Genomic DNA, 25,565 nt, shown 5'->3' with positions numbered 1-25,565 from the left:
AGACAATCGGTGGAGACGGGACGCAGTGTTCCGCCGGGCCGACTTTCAATGAACGGGTCAACCGTTGAACCTATTTCAAGCCTCGTTTGAAGCCGGCCCACCCGATCAGACCGAGAACGACCACTCCAGGATGCTGGCCCGCGCCGGTCGGCGCTCGCGCGCGGCGCGGGCCCGGGCGGCCTCGACCCAGCGCTTGGCCAGCGGGAAGGGGCCGAAGCCCGATTCGCTGTTGATGTGGCCCACCAGACCGATGTTGCTGTAGCTGCTGCCCCAGCGCGTCGCCCAGCGCAGCGCGCTGGAGGCGCTCATCCAGGGATCGTTCTGGCTCGCGATCAGCGCCGTCGGCCGGCCCAGCCGCTGGTGCGGCAGGCTCTCCGCCAGGCCGAACTTGTCGGGCTCGGCGGGGGCGACCAGCAAGGCCTCGCGCACCGGCGAATCGGGATGGCGCTGCAGGTGATGCGCCAGCGCCAGGCAGCCGAAGCTGTGCGCCACGGCGATCCATTCGCCGGGGCCGGCGCTGTCGATCCGCGCGTGGATGCGGTCCGACCAGCGCTCCAGGTCGGGCTGGCTGAAGTCCCGCTGCCGCACCCGGTGGGCGTCACGGTACTGCTGCTCGAGCCAGCTCTGCCAGTGCGCCGGCCCGCTGTCGTGCAGGCCGGGGATGATCAGCAGCCGCGGCTCGGCGCTGCCGTTGTGCTGCGCGGAGCGGTGAGGGTAGAGCGCCATGGCGGTCTCCTGCGGGGTCGATGCGGACAGCGCGCGTCAGAGGGTCGCGATCGACACCTCGGTGGACTTCACCAGCGCGACGACTTCCTTGCCGACCGTCAACTGGAGTTCCTTGACCGAGCGCGTCGTGATCACCGAGGTGACGATCAGTCCACCGGCGGTCTGCACGTCGACCTCGGACACGACCGGTCCTTCGACGATCTCCTTGATGGTGCCGCGGAACTGGTTGCGGACATTGATGGCGGTGATGGTCATGCGAGGGGCTCCTGAAAAGGTGACGATCAGCTTAGGCAGCGCCCTTCATTTGCCGAACGAAGCGCTTTGCCCATGGACATGCGGCCGGCGCATAAGCCCCGGACCCCGGGGATCTCCGTTGATGTCCGTCACAAGGCGCCATGCACAATCCGCGATCCCTTGCCGGCGCACCGCCGGCGCATCGTCCGACACGGGTTCCTGTCATGACCACTTCCTTCGCGCGCGGCATCGCCGCGCTGTCGCTGCTCGCCGCCTGCTGCGGCTCCGCCTTCGGCTTCGGCGCCGCCGGCCACAACGCGGTCGGCGACATCGCCGCCCAGCTGATCAAGGGTCATCGCGCCGAAGCCGAGGTCCAGCGCATCCTCGGACCGGTCTCGCTGCGCGACATCGCCGTCTGGGACGACTGCGTGAAGGGCATCGACACCGGCAACGACTTCAAGTACGCCGTGACCGGCCGCTTTCCCGAGTGCGCGGTCTTCGAGAACAACGCCGAGGAAGAGGCCCGGATGCGCGACTACGTGAAGCGCAATTTCGAGCAATGCGGACCCAAGCCGGGCGAGGAATCCTGCAACAAGCAGTACCACTACGCCAACGTCGCGATCCAGCGAGGCCGCTATGTGCCGGGCGCGATCGGAACCAGCGACCACGACATCGTGCCGGCGCTGAAGGCCGCGATCCTCGTGCTCAAGACCGGCCGGCAGACGCCGCCGATGGATTTCAACGAGCGCGAGGCGCTGGCGCTGGTGGTCCACGCGCTGGGCGACATGCACCAGCCGCTGCACATGGGCTCGCTCTACCTGGACGCCGACGGCAAGCCCTATGACCCGGACCGGCAGGGCGCGGATGCGCTGACGCACACGGTCGGCGGCAATGCGATCACGATGCCGCGTCCGGACGGCACGCCGGGCGGCAACCTGCACAGCTACTGGGACGGCCTGCCCGGGCGCCTGAGCGCCGAGCAGCTGGCCGCGATGCCGGCGCTCGCCAAGGCCGTGCCGCCGACGGCGGGGAATCCGGACGACTGGCCGGTGCTGTGGGCAAGTGAATCGCTGATCGGCGCGAAGGAGGCCTTCGAGGGCATGAGTTTCGGCGCCCGCCAGCAGAGCTTGCGCGGCCCCCGCTGGATGGGCACGCCGCCGGCCGGTTATGAAGCCCGCAGCCTGGAACAGACCCGCGAGAACGTCATCAAGGGCGGCGCGCGTCTGGCGCAGCTGCTGCGGTCGATCTGGCCGGACAAGCCCTGAGCCCTTGAACCCGGCCTCGTGGTCAGCGCCCCGCGATAGCGGGGCTTTTTTTCGTCCTGACGGACGATCCGGTCTTGAGAACGGACCTGTGCACAAGCCTGGGGATGGCGCTTGAACAACTCGGCGCTTGTCCACAGCGGCGTGGGCGCGCCGGAAGTTGTTGTCTCGCCATCCCGCTGTTGCCCCGGGTCCGGCCCACACCGTTGCGCCGGTCGCAAGTCCTTGTCGGGCCAGGGGAAACGGTGGTTGTCCACAGAAACCGGCCAACACCTACCAATACGACCAAAGAGATATTCAACACAAGGAGATAAGAAAACCGGGCGTGTCACACTGTCGGGATGTCTGCTTTTCCTGCTTCCCTTTTCACCGCTTCGGCCGGCTTCGAGTCGGCCTGCCAGATCGACGCGCTGCCCCCCGGCCACCGCTCGCGCGGCCTGCATGGCCACAGCTACCTGGCCACCATCCGCGCCGAGCTTCCCGCCGGCTGGGCCCCGTTTCCCGGCGCTGAAGTCAGCGCATTGCGCGACTGCCTCGAGCGCTGCATCGCCCCGCTGGACCATGGGCTGCTGAACACGCACATCCCGCAGCCGACCGACGAGAACATCGCCCGTTGGATCCGTCAGCGCCTCGAATCCGAATTCCAGGTGCCTGGCATCACCCAGGTCGGCATCCAGAGCACCTCGAACTCGGGCGTGGACCTGGACGCCAATGGCCATGCCCATGTCTGGCGCCGTTATCGCTTCCAGGCCGCCCACCAGCTGCCCAATGTCCCGATGGGCCACAAGTGCGGCCGCATGCATGGTCATGGCTTCGAGCTGATCCTGCATGCCAACCAGGACCTCGGCGAGCGCGACCTGAGCATCGACTACGACCACCTCGACGAGCTCTGGGCGCCGTTCCATGCGCAGCTGAACTACCGCTGCCTCAATGAGATCGAAGGTCTGTCCAATCCGACCAGCGAGCTGATCTCGTCCTGGCTCTGGGCGCGGCTCAAGCCGCAGTTGCCGGAACTGAGCTGGGTGACGGTGTACGAGACCGGCTCCAGCGGTGCGAACTTCGACGGCGAGCGCTACCGGATCTGGAAGGAATTCACCCTCGACAGCGCGGTGCAGCTCAACCGGGCGCCGGCGGACCATCCGCTGGCCGGCATCCATGGCCACACCTTCACGCTCCGACTGCACCTGAGCGCCGCGCTGGACCAGGTCTTCGGCTGGGCGATGGACTTCAGCGACGTGAAGCTGCTGTTCGGTCCCATCTTCAAGGCCATGGACCACCATCCGCTGCATGAGCTGGCCGGATTGCCGGACGCCGACACCGCCAGCCTGGCCGCGTGGGTGCTGCGCCAGGCCAAGGCCCAGTTGCCGCCGCTGGAGCGCGTCGACCTCTACGAGACCCGCGGCAGCGGCGTCATCGTCAGCCACGGTCCGTTCGAGGAGCTGATCCCGGTATGACCTACGCCGTCAAGGAAATGTTCTACACGCTGCAAGGCGAGGGCGCCCAGGCCGGCCGCGCGGCCGTGTTCTGCCGCTTCGCCGGCTGCAACCTGTGGTCCGGTCGCGAGCAGGACCGCGAGAAGGCCGTCTGCAGCTTCTGCGACACCGACTTCGTCGGCACCGACGGGCAGGGTGGCGGGAAGTTCGCTTCCGCCGATGCGCTCGCGGAGGCGATCGACGCGCAGTGGCCCAAAGACGCCGATGGCCGCAAGACCGGCACGCCCTACGTCGTCTGCACCGGCGGCGAACCGCTGCTGCAGCTCGACGGGCCGCTCATCACCGCGCTGAAGGCCTTGGGGTTCGAGATCGCCGTCGAGACCAACGGCACCCAGCCAGCGCCCGAGGGGCTGGACTGGATCTGCGTCAGTCCCAAGGCGGACGCCGAACTCGTGCTGACCCGGGGCAACGAGCTGAAGCTGGTTTATCCACAGCCGCTGGCCTTGCCCGAGCGCTTCGCCGACCTGGACTTCGACCACTTCTTCCTGCAGCCGATGGACTCGATCCTGCAGAAGCAGAACACCCGCGAGGCCGTCGCGTATTGCATGGCGCATCCGCAGTGGAAGCTGTCGATCCAGATGCACAAGGTGGTCGGGATCGATTGACGCGATGCCAGGAACGGGCGGCAGTTGTCCCCAGTTCGGCGCTCGCTAGCGCATCCGAGGGCGGGCTGTAAAGCCAACAACGCTGTGGAAAACTTTCTGGCAACCGGGGCCTTCTCCACAGCCGGAGAGGGTCCGCCCGGTCTTGTTGTCGGTTCATGCAATGCCAAACCGGCCCTCCACGCACAGGGTTTGGATGCCGACAAGTCGTTGGTTCCAAAGAGAAATATCGACTTGTCCACAGAAACTACAGCCCTCTACTAAGACGACCAGAGAGATATATAAAACCTTGATGTTGAAAAGAGAGGCAGGAAATTTCGTCCCGGCGTTGCTGTGGGGCGCTTCCTGCGCACAGGCCGCTTGAGCGGGCGACGCCGGACTTGCACACTGCCGACCCATGGACATTGCCGACCTGCAACGACGGCTGCGCGAATTCGCCGCGGCCCGCGACTGGGACCCCTACCTCACGCCGAAGAACCTGGCCATGGCGCTGGTGGTGGAGTCGGCCGAGCTCGTCGAGATCTTCCAGTGGAAGACGGCCGAGGAGTCGCAGCAGCTGTCGCCCGACGAGCATCGCTACCTTGGCGAGGAAGTGGCCGACGTGCTGATGTACCTGCTGCAGATCGCGGACCGCGCCGGCATCGACGTGCCGGCGGCGGTCGACCGCAAGATCGCGATGAACGCGAAGAAGTACCCCGCACCGACCGCATGAAACGCACGATCGCCGTCATCGACTTCGAGACCACCGGCCATTCGCCGCAGGGTGGGGGACGCGCCACCGAGATCGGCGTCGTGCTGCTGCGCGACGGCGAGATCGTCGGCCAGTACCAGAGCCTGATGAACACCGGCGCCTGGATCCCGCCGATGATTGAGCGCCTCACCGGCATCAGCAACGAGATGCTGGAGGACGCCCCCGACGCGGCCCGCGTCATGCGCGAGGTCGCCGAGTTCACCGCCGGCTGCGGCTTCGTCGCGCACAACGCGGGTTTCGATCGCGGCTTCTGGCTGCACGAACTGGACCGCGCGGAAGCCGCGCCCCGCATCGCGCCGGAGTTCGCCTGTACCGTGAAGCTGGCTCGGCGGCTTTATCCGGAGTCGCCGAACTGCAAGCTCGGCACGCTGGCCAAATTCCACAGCCTGCCCGACAACGGCCGCGCGCACCGAGCGCTCGCCGATGCGATGACCACCGCCCAGCTGGTGCAGCGCATGCAGCGCGACATCGGCACCGAACTTGCCGAGTTCCTTGGCGAGTTGTCCGTCGAGCACGAACTGCTGCTGCGCTTGCAGGCGGTCGCGCGGCCGCAATGGCACAAGGCGGCCACCGGTTTCGCGCGCGATTTCCGTCGGCATCTGCAGGCGTCGCTGGTCTGAAGTTCGGATGTGGTGACGTTCGGGCGCCTCGTCCCGTCGACGCTGCGTCCGGCGATCAAAGGTCAGCAAAACATTTGCTGTCAAGGTGCCCGTTTCGCCGCATTGGCTGGGACAATCCCGCCCTTTCCTGAATTGCGTTTGTTCTCAAGGTATGTCGAGTATTCAGATTCGCCCGGCCACGCTGCGTGATGCCAAGGCCATCGCCCAGATCCAGGTGAGTTCCGCTCAGGACGCGTACAAGGCGTTCTGGCCCGACACCGCCCTCAACGGGTTGTCCGTCGCCCAGCGCCAGGCCTACTGGCGCGAGGCCATCAACATGTGCGAGCCGCAGGTGCTGGTCGCGCACCTGGACAACGAGGTCATGGGCTTCGTCGGCTTCGACCGTTCGCGCGACAAGGGCACGCCGTCGACGACGGGCGAGATCTGGGCCATGTACGCGGCACCGTCCCACTGGGACAAGGGCGTCGGCCAGGCGCTGGTCGAGGCGGCGCAGGAAGGTTTGCAGGAAGAGGGCTGCACCCGCGTCACGCTCTGGACCTACAGGAACAACGAGCGCGCGATGCGCTTCTTCGAGATCGCCGGCTTCCGCGCCGAGTCGGACAGCGTCAAGGCGGTGGACGTCGAGGGCAAGCCGCTGGAGCAACTGCGCCTACAGCGCTCGCTGGTCTGAGCCGTGCTGGCGAAGCTGACGTCCAAGAACCAGCTCACCCTGCCGAAAAGCGTCACCGAGAAGCTCGGTCCAGTGCAGTACTTCGAGGTCCAGCTGCAGGCTGGCCAGGTGCTGTTGACGCCGGTGCGCATCCAGCGCGGCGATGCGGTGCGGGCCAAGCTGGCGGAACTCGAGCTCGGTGACGAGGTGGTCGCGCAGGCGATCGCCTTCGCGTCCAAGGCCGCCAGGCCGGCTGCGAAAGCGGCGGCAAAAGTGGCGGCGAAAAAGCCGGCGAGAACTGCGAAGTCCCCGGCCGCGAAACAGGCCGCCGGCAAGAAGACCCGCAAGTCCGCATGAGCCGTCGATCGAAGCCGGCGGCGTCGGTGCTCGTCGTCATCGATCCCGCCCTGATCCTGCATGCCTTGCTGAGGTCCGGCGGCGAATCGCTGGGCCTGCGTCGCGCCTGGCAGCAGGGCGTGCTGCGCCCGCTGGTCAGTCCCGGGCTCGCATCGACGCTGATGCGCGCGCTGGCCTATCCGAAGCTGCGGCTGTCCGCGGCGCAGCAGCAGGAACTGCTGGCTGATTTCCTGCCGTATGCGCAGGTCGTGAAGCCGCAGCGGCAAGCGCGTCTGGCTGGTATGCCGGAGGACGCCCAGGCCCTCGTTGAACTGGCGCTGCAAGGCGAGGCCTCACTGCTGCTCAGCGACGATGCGGTGCTCGCGGAATGGTCTGCGAACAGTCGAAGCCAGGCCGCGCGGCAACTCTGCACGGTTCAGCCGATGTCCGCATGGTTCCAGGTGTTGCCCCCCTCCCAACGCGACCTGCTGCTTTGCTAGATTCCGCGGTCGCATATGGCCAGCTTCCAAGACCGCATCCCTGCCAACATGTGGCGCGTGGTGTTCTATGAACGCCGCGGCAATCGCGTCCACCTCGACCGCACCGGCCCCTGGTTGCCGGAGAAGACCCTCGCCCGCAACTGGGCTCACTGGTTCATCGAGCGCGGTTATCACGTCGCGTTGCAGGACCAGAACGGCGGTCTGGAGAAGCTGCACGTCGGACTGCCCGGCTGAGGCCCACCGCCCTCGGGCCGCCTCTCACGCCGCCGCGCGGAATCCCTGACGCTCGAGTGCCCAGCCGTCGGTCGGCGCGGCGTGGCTCTGCACGCGAACGTTGCTCAGCTGCTTCTTCGCGGCACGCTGCACCAGTTGTTCGGCTTGCTCGGGGGTCAGTTGTTGCGCGAAGTGCGTCCAGCGCTTCTGCAGCAGCGGATCGCGCCACGCGTCTTCCAGAGCCCAGCGGATCTCCATCGGATCGGTGAGCGACTGGCAGCGCAGCACGCGCGGCACCAGCGCCAGCACGAACTTCGAGAAATCCGCGCGCTGCTGCGTGGCCATCAGCGCCTCCAGGCGAGTCAGCCGCTGGCTCCAGCCGGGCGTCGCCAATTGGCGCGTCACCAGCGCCTGCAGCGCCTGGACGGGGTTGAACAGGCGCAGCCGATTGGGCGGCAGCACCAGCATCGGCAGTTGCGCGGCCAGCTCGTGCGCCATCGGCGTGACGAAGCTCGCCAGGATCGCCATCCGTTCCCAGGCCTCGGCGTTCAAACCGCCGGCCATCGTCATCGGGCCCTGGCGCAGGCTCTGGCCCATGGCCCAGCATTGCTGCCAGCCGCGGTCCAGTTTCGCGACGTTGGCGGCGTGGCTCATCAGCGCCAGGTTGCCAGCCGCATAACCGGCGTCGTCACGGACCCGGTCGATCGAGCGGCGCTGCGGGTGGTCCGCTTCGTCGCTGAACGGCAGGCGGCTGACCGGGCAATGGCTGGTGTCCAGCTGCTGCAGGTAGTTGGGCGTGACCAGCAGGGTTTCGAAGCTGCGGCCGCGCTGCCAGGCATGCAAGCGCAGCGAGAGCCACAGCTGCGTGTGCCGATGAGACTTCAGCGTGCGGGCACCGAAGGTCGAGCGTCCCAGTTGCCATCCCTGCTGCAGCGGCGACTGGCGGAACAGCTGCTCCACCGGTGGCGTCAAGCCGTGATGGGCATAGTCCCAGCCCAGTTCGAAGCCGACGCGCTCATGGCTCGACGCGCCGGCTTCGTCCTTCCGGTCCTCCAGCGTGTCGGCGGCCGTCATCGGCAGGGCCAGTTGCTGGAGGGTGATGTCGTCGGCGTTGCGGTGGATCGTGGCGACCATGGGCTGCTCCTTGAAGACTGGGATACCGGGTGGCCTGCGGCTACTGCTTCAGGCTTGGGATCAAGTATTCAAGTTGGGTAGCTCATAGAATGAGCCACCCCGAAATTGGTCAGTAGAAAGTCGGGGCTGACCCACCTAAATCTGTCAGGAGGCCCCCCGCATGGATCGCACCGAGCGCTTCTACAAGATCGAGATGCTGATCCGCAGCCGCGGCTGCGTGAGCTTCGCGGAGATGCGCGAGCTGCTGGAGGTGTCGCCGGCAACGCTCAAGCGCGACCTGCAGTACCTGCGCGAGCGGATGGATGCGCCGATCGAATACGACGCCACGGAGAACGGCTATCGCTTCGGGCAGCAATGGCGGGGTCAGCGGCATGAGCTGCCGGGCGTCTGGTTCAGCGAGAAGGAGCTGCACGCGCTGCTCACCATGCATCAGATGATGGCCGGCCTCGACGAGAACGGCCTGCTGAGCCGGCACCTGCAGCCGATGCTGGACAAGCTCACCGGCATGCTGGGCGGCGATGCCGCCGAAGCGCAGGAAATGACGCGGCGGATCAAGCTGATCTCGACGGCGCGGCGCCGAGTGCCGTCGGAGCATTTCGAGACCGTGGGCAGCGCGGTCGTGAAGCGCCAGCGGCTGCGGCTGCGTTATCGCAAGCGGGGAGCGGGAGGCGGCTCGGTCAGCGAGCGCGTGGTGTCACCGCAGCGCCTGGTGCATTACCGCAATACCTGGTACCTGGACGCGTGGTGCCACGCCAGCGATGGGCTGAGACGGTTCGCGCTCGACGCGATGGAGGATGCGGAAGTCCTCGAAGGGCAGGCCGCGCGCAGCCTGCCGTTGAAAGAGCTCGAAGGGGAACTGGACCAGGGCTACGGGATCTTCGCGGGTGGCGATCCGCAATGGGCGACGGTGGTGTTCAGCGCGCAGATCGCCGCGTGGGTGTCGAGCGAGGAATGGCATCCGTCCCAGCGCAGCGAATGGTTGTCCGATGGACGCTGGCAGTTGGAACTGCCCTTCGTGGACGCGACGGAACTGCTGATGGACCTGCTGCGCCATGCCGGCCAGGTCGACGTGCTGTCGCCGCCAGCGCTGCGGGAGGCTTACGCGAAGCGCCTTACCGCTGCTGCAGCTGCCCTTGCCTGAGCCCTCACCCCTGTCCGCGGTCTTCCTGAGCCTCTTGAGCCTCCTGCGCCTCATAGCGCGCCAACCGCTCGCTCTTCCAATAGACGTCATCACCCCCCTTGCCGTCGAGGTTGGCGCGATTGAGAACCCGCGCCAGCACGAACAGCAAATCCGACAACCGGTTCAGGTAGTGCCGCGGCGTGGCGTTGACGGCCTCGTTCGCGGCCAGCGTGACCACCGCCCGTTCGGCGCGGCGGGCGATGGTGCGGCAGACATGCGCGATCGCCGCGCTGCGGGTGCCAGCCGGCAGGATGAACTCCGCCAGGCGGGGCAGGGCGGCGTTGTGGTCGGCCAGCGCCTGGTCGAGGTGGAGCACCGCCGCTTCCTTGAGCAGGCTGTAGCCCGGCATGCACAGCTCGCCGCCCAGGTTGAACAGCTCATGCTGGATGGTGACCAGCAGTTCGCGCACCTCGTCGGGCAGCGGCTCGGCCAGCAGCACGCCGATCTGGGAATTCAGTTCGTCCACATCGCCCATCGCCTGGATGCGCAGGTGGTCCTTGGGGACGCGGGTGCCGTCGCCGAGGCCGGTGGTGCCGTCGTCGCCGGTGCGGGTCGCGATCTGGGAAAGTCGATTGGCCATGGCGGATGCCGCGCGGGCTGCGGAAGTGCAAACCCGGCATCTTGCCGCAACTCGACCGGGAAGGCGGTCAGTTGCGGCTGCCGCTGCGATGGAAGACCGGGCGATGGTGCGACATGGCGGCGGCATGGCCATGCACGTCGTGCACGGTGTGTCTCGGGATGCCGACCGGCCGGGGCACATGCGGCGCCGGCTGACGGCCGCCAGGTTCGAGGTGGCCGCGGGCAGGCTGTCCGGGATCGATGTCCTCGTCGGCAGCGTCGCCGGGCAGGTGGCGCAGCTGATCCATCCACCAGACCCTCAGCCAATCCATGCGCAGGGTGGCCAGCACCACCAGCGCCAGCAGCAGGGCCCAGATCGTCCATAACCACAGGTGGGACATGGCGGACTCCTCGTGGCGCGCGACCAGGCGCGCGATCCGTTCATGCTGTCACTGTGCGGGTCGCGGCGCAAGCGGGACGATGCAAGTGAATGCAGCGACGCGTCTTCCTAGAATCCATCGCATCGACGAGCGATGACCCGCCGGCCGATCGGTGCTGCCGATCCGGGAACGGCGGCACCAGGAGACCACGATGAACGCGCCTCGAGAACTCGGTGACGACCAGGGAGACCCCGGCGCGCCGCACCAGCCGGTCTACGCCCCGCGCGCGATGCCGGCGGCGATGCTGGAGGCGCTGAAGGCGCGCTTCGGCGACCGCTGCAGCACTGCGATGGCCCTGCGCGAGCAGCATGGTCGCGACGAATCGCCCTTCGACGTGCCGCCGCCGGAGGCGGTCGTCTTCGCCGAAAGCAACGACGAGGTCGCCGCGGTGCTGGCCCTGGCCAACGCGCATCGCGTGCCGGTGATCCCCTACGGCGCCGGAACCTCGCTCGAAGGCCACCTGCTGGCGGTGCAGGGCGGCGTGAGCCTGGACCTGTCGCGGATGAAGCGCCTCCTCAGCGTCAACGCCGAGGACCTGACGGTGACCGTGCAGGCCGGCGTCACGCGCAACCAGCTCAATACGGAGATCCGGCACCAGGGACTGTTCTTCCCGATCGACCCCGGCGCGGATGCATCGATCGGCGGCATGTCGGCCACGCGGGCCAGCGGCACGAATGCGGTGCGCTACGGCACGATGAAGGAGAACGTGCTCGGGCTGACGGTCGCGACGCCGGACGGGCGACTGATTCGCACCGGCTCCCGCGCGCGCAAGAGCAGCGCCGGTTACGACCTCACGCGCCTGTACGTCGGCAGCGAGGGCACGCTGGGCGCGATCTGCGAAATCACGCTGCGGCTGTACCCGCTGCCGGAGGCGGTGTCGGCGGCGGTCTGCTCGTTCGAATCGATCGATGCCGCGGTCCGGACCACGATCGCGATCATCCAGATGGGCGTGCCGATCGCGCGTTGCGAGCTGCTTGATGCTCATGCGGTGCGGGCGGTCAACCGCCATGACAAGCTCACGCTGCGCGAGGCGCCGATGCTGCTGATGGAGTTCCACGGCTCCGACGCTGGCGTGGCGGAGCAGGCGGCCACTGTGCAGGAGATCGCCGCCGAGCACGGCGGCACCGGCTTCGAGTGGGCGACCACGCCGGAGGAGCGCACGCGCTTGTGGACGGCCCGGCATCACGCCTACCTGTCCGCGCTGCAGATGAAGCCCGGCTGCCGCGCGGTGACAACCGATACCTGCGTGCCGATCTCGCGCCTGGCGGAGTCGATCAATGCGTCGGTGGAGGAAGTCGAAGCGAGCGGGCTACCGTACTTCATCGTCGGCCACGTCGGCGACGGCAATTTCCACATGGGTTACCTGATCGATCCCACCATTCCCGCTGAACGCGCAACCGCCGAGGCGCTGAGCGCGCGGATGGTGGCGCGCGCGATCGCGCTCGAAGGCACCTGCACCGGCGAGCACGGCATCGGCCTGCACAAGCAGGGCTTCCTGCTCCAGGAGGCCGGGGAGGGCGCGGTCGATCAGATGCGAGCGCTCAAGCGGGCGCTCGATCCGAACGACATCATGAATCCGGGGAAGGTCTTCGCCTGATCAATGCTGCGGTGCCGGCACGCTCCACCGGCGCGTGACATCGCCGCGCGCATTGACGCTCTCCAGGTGGACGCCGAAGCCCCACAGGCGCGCCACATGCTTGAGCACTTCCTGGGCGTCGTCGTGCAGCGGGCGGTCCAGGTGCTGCTGGTGGCGCAGGGTCAATGAGCGGTCGCCTCTGAGGTTCACGTTCCAGACCTGGATGTTGGGCTCCCGCGTGGACAGGTCGTACTGCCGGGACAGGGTCTGGCGCACGTGCTGGTAACCCTGCTCGTCGTGGATCGCGGAGATCTCGTACTCCGCCTGATGCTCATCGTCCAGGATCGAGAACAGCCGGAAGTCGCGCATCATCTTCGGGCTCAGGTACTGCGCGATGAAGCTCTCGTCCTTGAAGTTGCGCATCGCGTGATCCAGCGTCGGCAGCCAGTCGCTGCCGGCGATCGCCGGGAACCACTCGCGGTCTTCATCGGTGGGATGCTCGCAGATGCGCTTGATGTCGGTGTACATCGCGAAGCCCAGCGCATACGGATTGAGCTGCGCCATCGGCGGCTGGGCCACCACGTTGGTGTGGGACTTGAGCCACTCGATCATCATCCCGTCCGACAGATAACCGTCGTCGTACATCGTGTTCAGCAGCTTGTGATGCCAGAAGGTGGCCCAGCCCTCGTTCATCACCTGGGTCTGTCGCTGCGGGTAGAAGTACTGCGCGATCTTGCGGACGATGCGGACGATCTCCCGCTGCCAGGGCTCCAGCAGCGGCGCGTTCTTCTCGATGAAGTACAGCAGGTTCTCCTGCGGCTCGTCGGGGAAGCGCCGCTTCTCTTCCGCCTTGGCCTCGTCCTCGGGCCGGCGCGGCAGGGTGCGCCACATGTCGTTGACCTGCTGCTGGGCGTAGGACTCGCGGTCCTTGCGCATCGCCTGCTCCTGGGCCAGTGACAGCTTGGCCGGGCGGCGGTAGCGGTCCACGCCGTGGTTCATCAGCGCATGGCAGGAGTCCAGCGTCGACTCCACCGCATCGAGCCCGTGGCGCTGCTCGCAGTCGGCGACATAGTTCTTCGCGTAGACCAGGTAGTCGATGATCGACGACGCATCGGTCCACATCCGGAACAGGTAGTTGTTCTTGAAGAAGCTGTTGTGGCCGTAGCAGGCATGCGCGATCACCAGCGCCTGCATCGCCATCGTGTTCTCCTCCATCAGGTAGGCGATGCACGGGTCGGAGTTGATGACGATCTCGTAGGCCAGGCCCATCTGGCCGCGCTTGTAGTGGCGCTCGGTCGAGATGAACTCCTTGCCATAGCTCCAGTGCCGGTAGTTCACCGGCATGCCGACCGACGCGTAGGCGTCCATCATCTGCTCGGCGGTGATGACCTCCAGCTGGTTCGGGTAGGTGTCCAGGCCGTAGCGCTCCGCGGTCTGGCGGATCACCTCGTGGTACTGCTCGATCAGGTCGAAGGTCCAGTCGCTGGGCGACTCGAGCGGCCGGTCGGGCCGCTTCTCCAGGGGCCGCATCTTCGTCAGCGGCGCGCGCACGCGGCGACCGCCGTACTCGTTCGCGCCCACGCCCACGCCCACCTGGCGACGGTTCTCGAGACTGCTCATGGTGCTGTCCTCCGGCGTCGCGCTCACGCGGCCGCCCCTTCCTTCTTGAACAGGTCGCGGAAGACCGGGTAGATCTGCGCGACCTCGACCGCCTTGCGCATCGCGAAGTGAGGCACGTCCTCCTCGAGCTTCGCGTACTCCTCCCACAGGTTCTGCTCGGCTTCCGCCACCTGCACGTAGGCGTAGTAGCGGCAAAGCGGCAGGATCTTGTCGGCCAGCAGCTCGCGGCAGCGGCCGCTGTCGTGATGCCAGTTGTCGCCGTCGCTGGCCTGCGCGCCGTAGATGTTCCAGTCGCCGGAGGGGTATCGCGCCCGGATGATCTCTTCCATCAGGACCAGCGCCGAGGACACCACCGTGCCGCCCGTCTCCGTGGCGTGGAAGAAGTTCTGCTCGTCGACTTCCTGCGCCTGCGTGTGGTGGCGGATGAAGACGACCTCGATCTTCTCGTAATGCCGCGTCAGGAACAGGTAGAGCAGGATGAAGAAGCGCTTGGCCAGGTCCTTGCGGCTCTCGTCCATCGAGCCCGACACGTCCATCAGGCAGAACATCACCGCCCGCGTGGTCGGCTGCGGCACCTTGATGCGGTTGCGGAAGCGCAGGTCGATCGGGTCCAGGAAGGGGATGTTGGACAGGCGCTGGCGCAGCAGCACGATGCGGGCCTCGGTCTCCGCGATCAGCGCCTGGACCTCCGGCTTGCGCGCGTCCTCTTCCTGCGTGAGCGTCTGCAGCCGGGCTTCGAGCTCATGCAGCTCGCGCCGCTTCTCCATGCCCAGCGCGATGCGGCGCCCCAGCGCCCCGCGCATCGAGCGCACCACATGCAGGTTGGTCGGCGTGCCGTCGGTGACGTAGCCGGCGCGCACGGTCTTGTACTCGGGCGTCTCGGCGAGCGTGGTGCGCGCCAGGTTGGGCAGCGCCAGGTCCTCGAAGAAGACCTGCATGAACTCCTCCTTGCTGAGGTGGAAGACGAAGTCGTCCTCGCCCTCGCCGGAGTCGCTCGCCTGCGACCCGCCGCCGCCGCCCTGGCCGCCCTGCGGCTTGCCGATGCGGTCGCCCTTGATGTGCTCGGTGTTGCCGGGCCGCACCACCTCGCGGATGCCGCCCTCGCCGTGGCTGAAGACCGGCTCGCTCAGGTCGCGTTTGGGGATGTGCACGTCCTCGCCGCGCTCCATGTCCCGGATGCCGCGCTTGTCGACCGCCCGCCGCACCGCCTCGCGGATCTGGTCCTTGTAGCGGCGCAGGAAGCGCTCCCGATTCCCGATCGACTTGTTCTTGCCCGACAGCCGCCGATCGATGATCTGTTGAAGGCCTGTCATGTAGGGACCTTTCCGGTGGCGTCCGTTCGGCTCAGCTCGACTTCCGCACGCGCAGGTACCACTCGCACAGCAGCCGGACCTGCTTGGGCGTGTAGCCCTTGTCGACCATGCGCTGCACGAAGTTCTCATGCTTCTTGGCCTCGTCGGCGCTGGCCTTGGCATTGAAGCTGATCACCGGCAGCAGCTCTTCGGTGTTGGAGAACATCTTCTTCTCGATCACCGTGCGCAGCTTCTCGTAGCTGGTCCACGTCGGGTTCTTGCCGGCGTTGTTGGCCCGCGCCCGCAGCACGAAGTTCACGATCTCGTTGCGGAAGTCCTTGGGATTGCTGATGCCCGCGGGCTTCTCGATCTTCTCGAGTTCCGCGTTCAGCGCGGAGCGGTCGAATACCTCGCCGGTGTCGGTGTCGCGGTACTCCTGGTCCTGGATCCAGTAGTCGGCGTAGGTGACGTAGCGGTCGAAGATGTTCTGGCCGTACTCGCTGTAGCTCTCGAGGTAGGCGGTCTGGATCTCCTTGCCGATGAACTCGGCATACCTCGGCGCAAGCACCTCCTTGATGAAGCCGACGAATTTCTGTTCAGCTTCCTGAGGGAACTGCTCGCGCTCGATCTGCTGCTCCAGCACGTACATCAGGTGGACCGGATTGGCCGCCACCTCGGTCGAGTCGAAGTTGAAGACCTTCGACAGGATCTTGTACGCGAAGCGCGTGGAGATGCCGGCCATGCCTTCGTCGACGCCGGCGTAGTCGCGGTACTCCTGGATGGACTTGGCCTTGGGGTCGGTGTCCTTCAGGTTCTCGCCGTCATAGATCTGCATCTTGCTGAAGGCGCTGGAGTTCTCCGGATCCTTCAGCCGCGTGAGCACCGCGAACTGCGCCATCATCTTCAGCGTGCCGGGCGCGCACTTGGCCTCGGCCAGCGAGGAGTTGCGGATCAGCTTCTCGTAGATCTTCACTTCCTCGCTGACGCGCAGGCAGTAGGGCACCTTGACGATGTAGATGCGGTCGAGGAAGGCCTCGTTGTTCTTGTTGTTGCGGAAGCTCTTCCATTCGCTCTCGTTGCTGTGGGCGAGCACGATGCCGTCGAAGGGGATCGCGCCGAAGCCCTCGGTGCCCTTGAAGTTGCCTTCCTGGGTCGCCGTCAGCAGCGGGTGCAGCACCTTGATCGGCGCCTTGAACATCTCGACGAACTCCAGCAGCCCCTGGTTGGCCAGGCACAGGCCACCGGAATAGCTGTAGGCATCGGGGTCGTCCTGCGCGTAGGTCTCGAGCTTGCGGATGTCGACCTTGCCCACCAGCGAGCTGATGTCCTGGTTGTTCTCGTCACCGGGCTCGGTCTTGGCCACGCCGACCTGCTTGAGCACGCTGGGCAGCCGCTTGATGACCTTGAACTTGCGGATGTCGCCGCCGTATTCGTCCAGGCGCTTGACCGCCCAGGGGCTCAGGATGCGATTGAGGTAGCGACGCGGGATGCCGTACTCGCGCTCGAGCAGCGGGCCGTCCTCGACCGGGTCGAACAGCCCGAGCGGGCTTTCGTTCACCGGGCTGTCCTTCAGCGCGTAGAAGGGCACGTGCTCCATGAGCTGCTTCAGGCGCTCGGCGATCGAGCTCTTGCCGCCGCCCACCGGCCCGAGCAGATAGAGGATCTGCTTCTTTTCCTCCAGCCCCTGCGCGGCATGCCGGAAGTAGCTCACGACCTGCTCGATCGCGTCCTCCATGCCGAAGAACTCGGCGAAGGCGGGATAGATCTTGATGACCTTGTTCTGGAAGATGCGGGACAGCCGCGGGTCGTTGCGCGTGTCCAGCATCTGGGGCTCGCCGATCGCCTTGAGCATGCGCTCGGCCGCGGTGGCGTAGGCAAGGGGGTTGCGCTTGCACTCGTCCAGGTACTCCTCCAGCGTGAGTTCCTCGACCTTGCTGCGTTCATAACGAGCCGCGAAATGGCTGATCACATCCATGCTGACCTCCGGAGTAGTTCGTAGGGAGGCGACGCGCGTCCAGGTGTGACCACGGACCTCGCATCGTCCAGGAAGTTCTGGCGACGTCCATGACTCAAGGCGTCATCAGAGCTTTCCGAGCTCAGCAAGCATTCAGCAAACGGCCAGCCCATGCTGGCCCAAAGTCCTTCGCCCTGTCGCGGATCGCGATCGACAACCTCAAGGGCGGCGCGGCTTTGGAGGCCATGCTACGCCCATCGAGAGCGATGCGCGATAGCAAGACGTGACCCCGTTGTACTCCCTCGTGCAACGTCTGTGAAGCACTGCCGTTGACGCCCCCCCGTGTGTGGGGCACCTGTGGGAAGTACGAAGAAGACAGCACGCATCCCGCGTGCCATCCTCATGGATTAGTCGGCGGACCGGCGCGCAACGCGGCCCGTCCGCGCTCACTCCTCCGCGCCTGGCGGACGCAGCTTTTGCAGCAAGCCGTTCAATTCGTCGAGCGAGCCGAAGCTGATCGCCACCTCGCCCTGTTCGCCGCGCTTGGTCTTCTTGCGGACGCGGATCTCGACCTGCGCCGTCAGCAGGTCGGACAGCTCTTCCTCGAGGCGCAGCACGTCGCGGCTCTTGTCCGACTTCACGCGCAGCAGCGGGGCCTGGCGGCCCGCGCCCTGCTGGCGCTGGACCAGCTTCTCGGCCTCGCGCACGCTGAGCTTCTTGGCGGCGATCTCGGTCGCGCTGGTGATCTGGTGGGCCCCGTCGAGCGCCAGCAGCGCGCGGGCATGGCCCATGTCGATGTCGCCGGCCATCAGCATGTTCTGGACCGGCTCGGCCAGGTTGAGCAGGCGCAGCAGGTTGGACGCCGCGCTGCGCGAACGGCCCACCGCCTGCGCCGCCTGGTCATGGGTCAGGCCGAACTCGTCGACCAACCGCTTCAGGCCCTGCGCCTCTTCCAGCGCGTTGAGGTCCTCGCGCTGGATGTTCTCGATCAGCGCCATCGCCGCGGCGGCCTCGTCCGGCACCGGCTTGACCAGCACCGGCACCTCGGCCAGCCCGGCCAGCCTGGCGGCGCGGAAGCGCCGTTCGCCGGCGATGATCTCGTAGCGGACCGCGCCCTGGGGCGCGATCGGGCGCACCAGGATCGGTTGCATGATCCCTTGCGCCTTGATGCTCTCGGCCAGCTCGTACAGCGAGCCCTCGTCCATGCGGGTGCGCGGCTGGTACTTGCCGGCCTGCATCTGCGCCAGCGGCAGCACGCCGGGTTCGCCTTCGCGCACCGCCGGTGCGTCGCTCACTTTGGGGCCCAGCAGGGCCTCCAGGCCCATGCCCAGGCCCTTGGGTTTCTTTGTCGCCATGGGGCGCGATTCTCCGTGATTCCTTCGCTCTTCCGACGGCCCCCGCCGACCGCCTTGCGGGGGAGGCTCGCGGCCGACCGGGTGCTTCAGCGGGCGAGGCGCTGCAGCATCGCCCGCCCTTCGGGCCAGGCGCCGAGTCCGGACGCCGCGTTCAGGTGGCCGAGCGGGCCCGCCAGGACGAATTCGGCACCCCAGTCCGCGGCCATGCCGGCAGCGCGTTCAGGGCGGCAGAAAGGGTCGTCGGTGGAGGCGACCACGATCGCCGGGAACGGCAGGCGCGGGCGGCGGATGGGCCGCCAGTTGTGCAGCTGGGGCGGGGTGTCCTCGCGCTCGGTGTCGGGCGGCGCGACCAGCAGCGCGCCGGCCACCAGGCGCGTGTGGCTGGAGTGGTCGGCCCAGGCCGCCACCAGCTGGCAGCCCAGGCTGTGCGCGACCAGCAGCGCGGGTCGTTCGACCAGGCGCGCATCCTGCTGGAGCACCTCGTCCAGGCGCGCCATCCAGTCGCCGCGGCGTGGCCATTCCCAGTCGTCCTGTTCGACACGCGTGTCGCCATGGCGGCGTTGCCACTCGCTCTGCCAATGGTCGGGATCGGAATTCAACCAACCCGGAAGCAGGTAGACCGGACCCGCCAAAAGGGGATCGTCGAGGTCATTCGAGGGAAGGGCATGCTGTGACATCTGTTGGCCTTATGCTTCGCGCTTTCTTTGGCGCCATCGGGGAAGGGCCTCGGCGGCAGCGGATTTTGCAGGAGCGGCGATGAAGTACGCGGTGTATGTCGACGGGCAGGAAGGCACGACCGGCCTGCGCATCAATGAATATCTGGCGCAGCGCGCCGACATCGAGGTACTGCGCATCGACGCCGACAAGCGCAAGGATCCCGACGAGCGCGCCCGGCTGCTGAACGCCGCCGACGTCGCCTTCCTCTGCCTGCCGGACGCCGCCTCGCGCGAGGCGGCGGCGATGGTGACCAATCCCAAGACCTGCCTGATCGACGCCAGCACCGCGCACCGCACCGCGCCGGGGTGGGCCTTCGGCCTGCCGGAACTGGCCAAGGGCCAGCGCGCCGCGATCCGCGAATCGAAACGCATCGCCAACCCCGGCTGCCATGCGAGCGCCTTCATCCTGGCGGTGCGCCCGCTGGTCGATGCCGGCCTGCTGTCGCCCGACGCGCTGGTGACCGCGACCTCCATCACCGGCTACTCCGGCGGCGGCAAGTCGATGATCGCGGAGTACGAGGCCGGCGGTCAGCCGAAGCTGACGGCGCCGCGTCCTTACGCGCTGGGCCTGGCCCACAAGCATCTGCCGGAGATGATGGCCCACACCGGCCTGAAGCAGGCGCCGGTGTTCATGCCGATCGTCTCCAACTTCTACAAGGGCTTGGCCGTCACGGTGCCGCTGCACCTGAGCCAGCTGCGCGCCGGCACGACGCCGCAGCAGGTCCGCGACGCGCTGGCTGCGCATTACGAGGGCGAACGCTTCGTCCACGTGAAACCGCTGCGCGACCCGGACACGCTGGCGGGTGGCTTCTTCGACGTGCAGGCCTGCAACGACACCAACAACGTCGACCTTTTCGTCTTTGGCAGCGAGCAGCAGATCCTCGTCATGGCGCGTCTGGACAACCTGGGCAAGGGCGCCAGCGGCGCCGCAGTGCAGAGCATGAACGTGCACCTGGGCGTCGACGAATCGCTGGGCCTGACCGGTCCGGACCTCAACAGCATCTGATGGCGGATCCGACGCGGATCGCCAGCCGCGAATGGCGCCGGGATGGCGCCGTTCCGCAGGCTGACCTGGACACCATCCGCGACGGCGTCATCACCCACGGACGCCAGCAGACCCAGGGCAGCGACGCCCGCGACATCGCGGTGGCGCTCTATGACGGCGACGTGCTGATCGCCGGCGGCTTTGGCCGCACGGAGTTCCAGCGGCTCTACATCAGCTACCTGTGGGTCGAGGCCGACCACCGCGGCCAAGGCTTGGGCGGCGACTGCCTGCGCCAGCTCGAGGCGCTGGCCCTGCAGCGCGGCTGCGTCGATGCGCTGATCGAAACCTTGCTGGACGAGGTCGCCGAGCTCTACGAGCACCTCGGCTACGCCTGCATCAGCCACGTCCACGACTTCGTGCCGGGCTTCACCCGGCACACCTTGCTGAAGGTCTGGCAAGCGCGCGACTGAGCCTCGCCGCCGCGAGACGAGGGCGCTCAGGCCCAAGCGCGGGGATCGTCGCTGCGGTAGTGGTAGCGGTAGGCCTGCAGGAAGCCCAGGCGGGCATAGAGGCGTTGCGCGGCGTCGTTCTCGGCGCCGACCTGGAGATAGGCCGTCGTGGCGCCCTGCAGGCGCGCCTGGGCCAGGAGCGCGGCACAGAGCCGATGGCCGTGCCCGCGACCGCGTTGGTCCTCGGGCGTGAAGATGTCGAAGAGTCCCGCCATGCCGCCCACCGAGGTGCCGGCCGGCCCGGGATCGATGGCCACCTGGCCGCAGGCGAGCAGCACGCCATCGCGTTCCAGCTTGAAGGCCTGGTGACGCACGCTGGCTTCTTCGAGGCGCCGCGCATGGCCGGTGATCTCCTCGACGCTGGAGCGGCGCAGCGCGCCGATCAGCGCGGCGTAGTCGGCTGCGGAAAGCGGCGTCAGCCGCTCCGACGAACCAGGCTCGCCGAAGCCGTCCAGGGACGGCAGCACCATCACGTCGGCCGGATCGAAGCGATGCCAGTGCATCGCGGCGAGGCGGTCGTCGAGGTCGTCCGGTTGGCTGAACGGGGTGAGGCGCAGGATCAGCGGCAACCCGGCCTGCTCGAAGCTGACACGGCAGCGGCGCAACAGCTCTTCCAGGGGAAGCGATCCCCCCGCGAGTGGGTTCACGCAGCGAGACCGCTTGGCCTTGCCCGGCGACAAGCGCAGCAGCCACCCCTCCACCTGGGCTTCACGTGGCGCCGACGCTGCGTTGAGGCCGGCCAGTTCGGCGCGGCGGGCGAGGGCTTCCAGTTCCGGCGACATCGATGGGACGCGCTCAGCGCATGCCGCCGACGCGCTTCACCATTTCCTTGGCGAAGTCGATGAAGGCATGCGCACCCTTGGAGCCGCCATCGAAGACCACGCCGGGCAGACCGTAACTGGGCGCCTCGGCAAGACGGACATTGCGGGGAATGACGGTGTCGAAGACCTTCTCGCCGAAGTGCGCCTTCAGCTGCTCGCTCACCTGCTGCTGCAGCGTGATGCGCGGATCAAACATCACGCGCAGCAGGCCGATGATCTGCAGGTCCGGGTTCAGGTTGGCGTGGATCTGCTTGATCGTATTGACCAGGTCGGTCAGGCCTTCCAACGCGAAGTACTCGCACTGCATCGGCACGACCACGCCGTGAGCCGAGCACAGGCCGTTGAGCGTCAGCATGGACAACGAGGGCGGGCAGTCGATCAGGACGAAGTCGTAATCCTGCGCGGCGGCGGCCAGCGCGGTCTTCAGGCGCTGCTCGCGGCGTTCCAATTCGACGAGCTCCACCTCGGCGCCCGCCAGTTCCCGGTTGGCGCCCAGCACGTCATAGCCCGCCTTCTCGCTGCGCTGCCGGGCTTCGGCGATGGTGGCCGATTCCAGCAGCACGTCGTAGACGGTGAGGGCGAGGGCGCGCTTGTCGATGCCCGATCCCATCGTCGCGTTGCCCTGCGGATCCAGGTCGACCACCAGCACGCGCTGGCCGACCTTGGCCAGGCCGGCGGCCAGATTCACGGTGGTGGTCGTCTTGCCGACGCCACCTTTTTGGTTCGCAACGCAAAAGATCTTGGCCATGAATGCTGGGAGAACGAACTCGGGAGAGGGCGCAGCTTAACCGCTGGCGCAAGGGTCGGCGACGCAGAGTCGCCGGGAGAGGGCGACCTCAGGCTGCGGATGTCGCTTCCGCCCCAATGGGGCGAATCCAGAGCAGGCAGCGCTGGGCGTCAAGCCCGGGCACGATCAGCTGTTCCACGTGAAACACGCTCAGGTCCGGGGCCCGTTGACGGAGTTCAGCAAGCTCCTCGACCGGTTGCTGCCCCTTCATGGCTGCCCACACGGCGCCGGGCTTCAGGTGCATGCGGGTCCACTCGGTGAAATCCGCCAACGAGGCGAAAGCCCGCGAGGTGATGACGTCGAACGGCGCCGTCTTCAGCTGCTCCACGCGGGAGTGCTCTGCATGCAGATTGGGCAGGCCGATTTCCGCCGCGACCTGAGCGATGAAGAATGCCTTCTTGCCGACGGTGTCGACGCAGGTCACATCGATGCTCGGATCGCAGATCGCGATCACCACGCCAGGCAAGCCGCCACCGCTGCCGACGTCCATCAGGCGAAGCGGCTGGCCGGCGGCATGGCGGCGCAGGGGCGAAATCAGGCTGAGGCTATCGACCAGGTGCTGGGTGAGCATCGCTTCCGGATCCCGGACGGCCGTCAGGTTGTAGACCTTGTTCCACTTCGACAGCAGCTGTAGGTAGGCGATCAGCTGATCCAGTTGCTGGTCGTTCAGACCGAGCGCCATGGTCTGGGCGGCGGCGGCAAGTCGGGAGCGCAGGTCGAGGTCGGTCATCAACGGCGTGGTCGGTCGATTCAGGATCGGAACGTGGGAAGGGATGAATCAGGCGGCGGCCGATTCGGCGGCTGCATCCTGGTCGGTAAATCCCTTGAAGCGGCCCTTGCGCAGGTGGATCAGCAGCAGCGAAATCGCCGCCGGTGTGATGCCCGAGATGCGCGAAGCTTGGCCCAGGGTTTCGGGACGATGCTTGTTCAGCTTTTGTCTGGCCTCGAAGGAGAGGGCGGTGACCAAGCCGTAGTCCAGGTCTTCGGGCAGCTTCAGGTGCTCGTAGTTGGAGGCGCGGGCGACGTCCTCCTGCTGCTTGCTGATATAGCCGGCGTACTTGACGCTGATTTCGATCTGCTCGACCACCGCATCGCTCAAGTCCGCGCCGACGGACGCGGCCAGCGCGGCGCGCGACACGCCGGCTTCCGGGCGTGCAATTGCAGCCACTTCAGCGATGGTGTCGAAGGTGACGCCGGGGCGGCGAAGCAGGTCGATCAGGTTGTACTCGCGCTCGAGTGGCTTGCCGACGAGGCGCTCTGCGTCGGCGGCCGGCAGGATGTTCGGATGCACCCAGGTCGACTTCAGCTTCTCTGTTTCACGTGAAACAGCATCACGCTTGCGGTTGAAGGCATCCCAACGGGCGTCGTCCACCAGGCCCAGTTGCCGCCCCGCTTCGGTCAGCCGCATGTCGGCGTTGTCCTCGCGGAGTTGGAGCCGGAACTCGGCGCGACTCGTGAACATCCGGTAGGGCTCGGTGACGCCCTTGGTGATCAGGTCGTCGACCAGCACGCCGAGATAGGCCTGGTCGCGGCTGGGCAGCCAGGCGTCCCTGCCTTGAACCTGCAGCGCCGCGTTCAGCCCGGCGAACAGCCCCTGAGCGGCAGCTTCCTCATAGCCGGTGGTGCCGTTGATCTGGCCGGCGAAGAACAGGCCACCAATGGCCCGCGTCTCGAAACTGGACTTCAACTCGCGCGGATCGAAGTAGTCGTACTCGATTGCATAGCCCGGGCGCAGGATGTGCGCGTTTTCGAGTCCGGGGATGGATTGGACGGCCGCCAACTGGATGTCGAAGGGCAGGGAGGTCGAGATCCCATTCGGGTAGAACTCGTGCGTCGTCAGGCCTTCGGGCTCCAGAAAAATCTGGTGCGAGTCCTTGTCTGCGAAGCGGTTGATCTTGTCCTCGATGGACGGGCAGTAGCGCGGACCCACGCCCTCGATCACGCCGGTGAACATCGGACTGCGGTCGAAGCCGGAGCGGATGATCTCGTGGGTGCGGGCATTGGTGTGGGTGATCCAGCAGGGCAACTGCTGCGGATGCTGCGCGGCGCTGCCCATGAAGCTGAATACCGGCGCCGGGTCCAGGTCGCCGGGCTGTTCGGCGCACTTGGAAAAATCGATGGTGCGACCGTCCAGTCGCGGCGGGGTGCCGGTTTTCAAACGGCCTTGGGGCAGCTTCAATTCCTTGAGCCGGCCGGACAGCGACACGGCCGGCGGGTCGCCGGCGCGACCGGCAGCATAGTTGTCCAGGCCGATGTGGATCCGGCCGTCGAGGAAGGTGCCGGCGGTCAGCACGACCGCCCGGGCGCGGAAGCGCAGGCCCGACTGGGTGACCGCGCCGACGACGCGGTCCCCCTCGACCATCAGGTCGTCGACGGCCTGCTGGAACAGCATCAAATTGGGCTGGTTCTCCAGCCGGCGCCGGATGGCGGCCTTGTAGAGGATGCGGTCCGCCTGCGCGCGGGTGGCGCGGACCGCCGGGCCCTTGGAGCCGTTGAGGATGCGGAACTGGATGCCGCCTTCATCGGTCGCCGCGGCCATCGCGCCGCCCAGCGCGTCAACTTCCTTGACCAGGTGGCCCTTGCCGATGCCGCCGATCGACGGGTTGCAACTCATCTGGCCCAGCGTCTCGATGTTGTGGGTCAGCAGCAGCGTGCTGACGCCCATGCGGGCCGCCGCCAGTGCGGCCTCGGTGCCGGCATGGCCGCCGCCGACCACGATCACGTCGAACTCTTTCGGATAAAGCATGGCAAGGCGTCCAGCGGAATCGGCGATCGGTCGATCGAGGCCATCGCGGCGCGCGGAAGGCGCGAATCCAGGCGATGGACAGCCGGCTGGCGTTCAGATGAGGGAAGGGCGCGATTTTACGCGGGGCTGTGGATAAGTCACTGCCTCAGGGAGATGGCGGCGGACCTTGTTGGCGTCTGCGAAGGGCGTGCGGCGACAATCCCGCCGTCATGAACTGCCGCCCCCACTGCGCCGCCTGCTGCATCGCCCCGTCGATCAGCAGCCCGATCCCCGGCATGCCCGACGGCAAGCCGGCCGGCGTGCGCTGCATCCAGCTCGACGACGAGCTGCGCTGCCGGATCTTCGGCCGGCCGGAACGGCCCTCGGTCTGCGGATCGCTGCCGCCATCGGAGGACATGTGCGGCGACTCCCGGGAGCAGGCGATGCGCTGGCTCGGCTGGATGGAGGAGCAGACCGCGCCCCCGGCCTAGGCCCTCACGCGGCGCCGACGGACCGACAGCGCCTTG

Annotated in this window: 28 protein-coding genes; 14 read left to right on the top strand and 14 right to left on the bottom strand. The window is 67.1% G+C overall.

What is annotated here, in order from left to right; all coding sequences use genetic code 11:
* Positions 1-105: 105 nt before the first annotated feature.
* Entirely contained in the window at positions 106-726 is a 621-nt protein-coding gene (locus tag BM393_RS18180) for an alpha/beta hydrolase (protein ID WP_091729704.1), read from the bottom strand.
* 36 nt (positions 727-762) lie between these two features.
* The gene (locus BM393_RS18175) at positions 763-981 is read right to left on the bottom strand and encodes a molybdopterin-binding protein (protein WP_091729700.1); all 219 of its coding nucleotides are present in this window, start codon (positions 979-981) and stop codon (positions 763-765) included.
* 203 nt (positions 982-1,184) lie between these two features.
* Here BM393_RS18175 and BM393_RS18170 point away from each other — a divergent pair, with 203 nt between their 5' ends.
* From BM393_RS18170 to BM393_RS18130, 9 genes are all read left to right on the top strand, one after another.
* Entirely contained in the window at positions 1,185-2,225 is a 1,041-nt protein-coding gene (locus BM393_RS18170; protein WP_175538402.1) for a S1/P1 nuclease, read from the top strand.
* 338 nt (positions 2,226-2,563) lie between these two features.
* A complete protein-coding gene (locus tag BM393_RS18165) occupies positions 2,564-3,676 on the top strand; it encodes a 6-carboxytetrahydropterin synthase (RefSeq protein ID WP_091729693.1) in 1,113 nt (370 codons plus the stop codon).
* Entirely contained in the window at positions 3,673-4,320 is a 648-nt protein-coding gene (gene queE, locus BM393_RS18160) for a 7-carboxy-7-deazaguanine synthase (protein WP_091729689.1), read from the top strand. Before BM393_RS18165 ends, queE begins: the two co-directional genes overlap by 4 nt.
* A 394-nt stretch (positions 4,321-4,714) precedes the next feature.
* Positions 4,715-5,029 (top strand): nucleotide pyrophosphohydrolase, encoded by a 315-nt coding sequence (locus BM393_RS18155; protein WP_091729686.1) that lies wholly within the window; start codon positions 4,715-4,717, stop codon positions 5,027-5,029.
* Complete coding sequence (locus BM393_RS18150; protein ID WP_091729682.1) at positions 5,026-5,688, top strand: PolC-type DNA polymerase III; 663 nt, start codon at positions 5,026-5,028, stop codon at positions 5,686-5,688. Before BM393_RS18155 ends, BM393_RS18150 begins: the two co-directional genes overlap by 4 nt.
* Positions 5,689-5,839: 151 nt before the next feature.
* On the top strand, positions 5,840-6,358 hold the full coding sequence (locus tag BM393_RS18145; RefSeq protein ID WP_091729677.1) for a GNAT family N-acetyltransferase: 519 nt from the start codon (positions 5,840-5,842) through the stop codon (positions 6,356-6,358).
* A gap of 3 nt (positions 6,359-6,361) precedes the next feature.
* A complete protein-coding gene (locus BM393_RS26210) occupies positions 6,362-6,694 on the top strand; it encodes an AbrB/MazE/SpoVT family DNA-binding domain-containing protein (protein ID WP_221211156.1) in 333 nt (110 codons plus the stop codon).
* Positions 6,691-7,173, top strand: a complete 483-nt coding sequence (locus BM393_RS18135; RefSeq protein ID WP_091729672.1) for a putative toxin-antitoxin system toxin component, PIN family — start codon at positions 6,691-6,693, stop codon at positions 7,171-7,173. The genes BM393_RS26210 and BM393_RS18135 overlap by 4 nt, the downstream gene beginning before the upstream one ends.
* A 15-nt stretch (positions 7,174-7,188) precedes the next feature.
* On the top strand, positions 7,189-7,407 hold the full coding sequence (locus BM393_RS18130; protein ID WP_091729668.1) for a hypothetical protein: 219 nt from the start codon (positions 7,189-7,191) through the stop codon (positions 7,405-7,407).
* 24 nt (positions 7,408-7,431) lie between these two features.
* On the opposite strand, the gene BM393_RS18125 is transcribed toward BM393_RS18130, so the two are convergent.
* Positions 7,432-8,520, bottom strand: a complete 1,089-nt coding sequence (locus BM393_RS18125; protein WP_091729664.1) for a hypothetical protein — start codon at positions 8,518-8,520, stop codon at positions 7,432-7,434.
* Between the two features lie 160 nt (positions 8,521-8,680).
* Between BM393_RS18125 and BM393_RS18120 the strand changes: the two genes are divergently transcribed.
* The gene (locus BM393_RS18120; RefSeq protein WP_091729660.1) at positions 8,681-9,661 is read left to right on the top strand and encodes a YafY family protein; all 981 of its coding nucleotides are present in this window, start codon (positions 8,681-8,683) and stop codon (positions 9,659-9,661) included.
* A gap of 4 nt (positions 9,662-9,665) precedes the next feature.
* Here BM393_RS18120 and BM393_RS18115 read toward each other — a convergent pair whose 3' ends face one another.
* Together BM393_RS18115 and BM393_RS18110 are read right to left on the bottom strand one after the other, a co-directional pair.
* A complete protein-coding gene (locus BM393_RS18115) occupies positions 9,666-10,280 on the bottom strand; it encodes a cob(I)yrinic acid a,c-diamide adenosyltransferase (protein ID WP_091729656.1) in 615 nt (204 codons plus the stop codon).
* 67 nt (positions 10,281-10,347) lie between these two features.
* Positions 10,348-10,659: a hypothetical protein gene (locus BM393_RS18110; RefSeq protein ID WP_091729652.1), complete on the bottom strand. Its 312-nt coding sequence runs from the start codon at positions 10,657-10,659 to the stop codon at positions 10,348-10,350.
* 268 nt (positions 10,660-10,927) lie between these two features.
* Here BM393_RS18110 and BM393_RS18105 point away from each other — a divergent pair, with 268 nt between their 5' ends.
* Positions 10,928-12,295 carry an FAD-binding oxidoreductase gene (locus BM393_RS18105; RefSeq protein ID WP_254783526.1) on the top strand — a complete coding sequence of 456 codons (1,368 nt, stop codon included), beginning with the start codon at positions 10,928-10,930 and terminating at the stop codon, positions 12,293-12,295.
* Here BM393_RS18105 and BM393_RS18100 read toward each other — a convergent pair whose 3' ends face one another.
* The 5 genes from BM393_RS18100 to BM393_RS18080 all read right to left on the bottom strand — a co-directional run bounded on the left by BM393_RS18100 (position 12,296) and on the right by BM393_RS18080 (position 19,172).
* Entirely contained in the window at positions 12,296-13,804 is a 1,509-nt protein-coding gene (locus BM393_RS18100; protein WP_254783525.1) for a SpoVR family protein, read from the bottom strand.
* Positions 13,805-13,917: 113 nt separating this feature from the next.
* Entirely contained in the window at positions 13,918-15,207 is a 1,290-nt protein-coding gene (locus BM393_RS18095; RefSeq protein ID WP_091729645.1) for a YeaH/YhbH family protein, read from the bottom strand.
* Positions 15,208-15,238: 31 nt separating this feature from the next.
* Positions 15,239-17,161 (bottom strand): PrkA family serine protein kinase, encoded by a 1,923-nt coding sequence (locus tag BM393_RS18090; protein ID WP_091729643.1) that lies wholly within the window; start codon positions 17,159-17,161, stop codon positions 15,239-15,241.
* Positions 17,162-17,586: 425 nt separating this feature from the next.
* A complete protein-coding gene (locus tag BM393_RS18085) occupies positions 17,587-18,495 on the bottom strand; it encodes a ParB/RepB/Spo0J family partition protein (protein WP_091729640.1) in 909 nt (302 codons plus the stop codon).
* Between the two features lie 86 nt (positions 18,496-18,581).
* Positions 18,582-19,172, bottom strand: coding sequence for an alpha/beta hydrolase (locus tag BM393_RS18080; RefSeq protein WP_091729637.1), 591 nt, complete (start codon positions 19,170-19,172; stop codon positions 18,582-18,584).
* 79 nt (positions 19,173-19,251) lie between these two features.
* Between BM393_RS18080 and argC the strand changes: the two genes are divergently transcribed.
* Together argC and BM393_RS18070 are read left to right on the top strand one after the other, a co-directional pair.
* On the top strand, positions 19,252-20,217 hold the full coding sequence (gene argC, locus BM393_RS18075) for an N-acetyl-gamma-glutamyl-phosphate reductase (RefSeq protein ID WP_091729632.1): 966 nt from the start codon (positions 19,252-19,254) through the stop codon (positions 20,215-20,217).
* Positions 20,217-20,666, top strand: coding sequence for a GNAT family N-acetyltransferase (locus tag BM393_RS18070; RefSeq protein WP_091729627.1), 450 nt, complete (start codon positions 20,217-20,219; stop codon positions 20,664-20,666). Before argC ends, BM393_RS18070 begins: the two co-directional genes overlap by 1 nt.
* 26 nt (positions 20,667-20,692) lie before the next feature.
* Here BM393_RS18070 and BM393_RS18065 read toward each other — a convergent pair whose 3' ends face one another.
* The 4 genes from BM393_RS18065 to mnmG form a co-directional block, all read right to left on the bottom strand.
* Positions 20,693-21,310: a GNAT family N-acetyltransferase gene (locus tag BM393_RS18065; RefSeq protein WP_175538401.1), complete on the bottom strand. Its 618-nt coding sequence runs from the start codon at positions 21,308-21,310 to the stop codon at positions 20,693-20,695.
* Between the two features lie 190 nt (positions 21,311-21,500).
* Positions 21,501-22,274: a ParA family protein gene (locus tag BM393_RS18060; protein ID WP_091729619.1), complete on the bottom strand. Its 774-nt coding sequence runs from the start codon at positions 22,272-22,274 to the stop codon at positions 21,501-21,503.
* A gap of 88 nt (positions 22,275-22,362) precedes the next feature.
* Positions 22,363-23,043, bottom strand: a complete 681-nt coding sequence (gene rsmG, locus BM393_RS18055) for a 16S rRNA (guanine(527)-N(7))-methyltransferase RsmG (protein WP_091729617.1) — start codon at positions 23,041-23,043, stop codon at positions 22,363-22,365.
* Positions 23,044-23,091: 48 nt separating this feature from the next.
* Positions 23,092-25,059 (bottom strand): tRNA uridine-5-carboxymethylaminomethyl(34) synthesis enzyme MnmG, encoded by a 1,968-nt coding sequence (gene mnmG / locus BM393_RS18050; protein ID WP_091729614.1) that lies wholly within the window; start codon positions 25,057-25,059, stop codon positions 23,092-23,094.
* Between the two features lie 209 nt (positions 25,060-25,268).
* Between mnmG and BM393_RS18045 the strand changes: the two genes are divergently transcribed.
* On the top strand, positions 25,269-25,529 hold the full coding sequence (locus tag BM393_RS18045) for a YkgJ family cysteine cluster protein (RefSeq protein ID WP_091729611.1): 261 nt from the start codon (positions 25,269-25,271) through the stop codon (positions 25,527-25,529).
* Positions 25,530-25,565 lie beyond the last annotated feature (36 nt).

The sequence above is a fragment of the Mitsuaria sp. PDC51 genome (genome assembly GCF_900113225.1).
In the GTDB taxonomy this organism is placed as follows: Bacteria; Pseudomonadota; Gammaproteobacteria; order Burkholderiales; family Burkholderiaceae_C; genus Roseateles.
The sequence above is the reverse complement of the archived record's forward strand: the minus strand, read 5'-3'. Positions and strand labels throughout refer to the sequence as shown.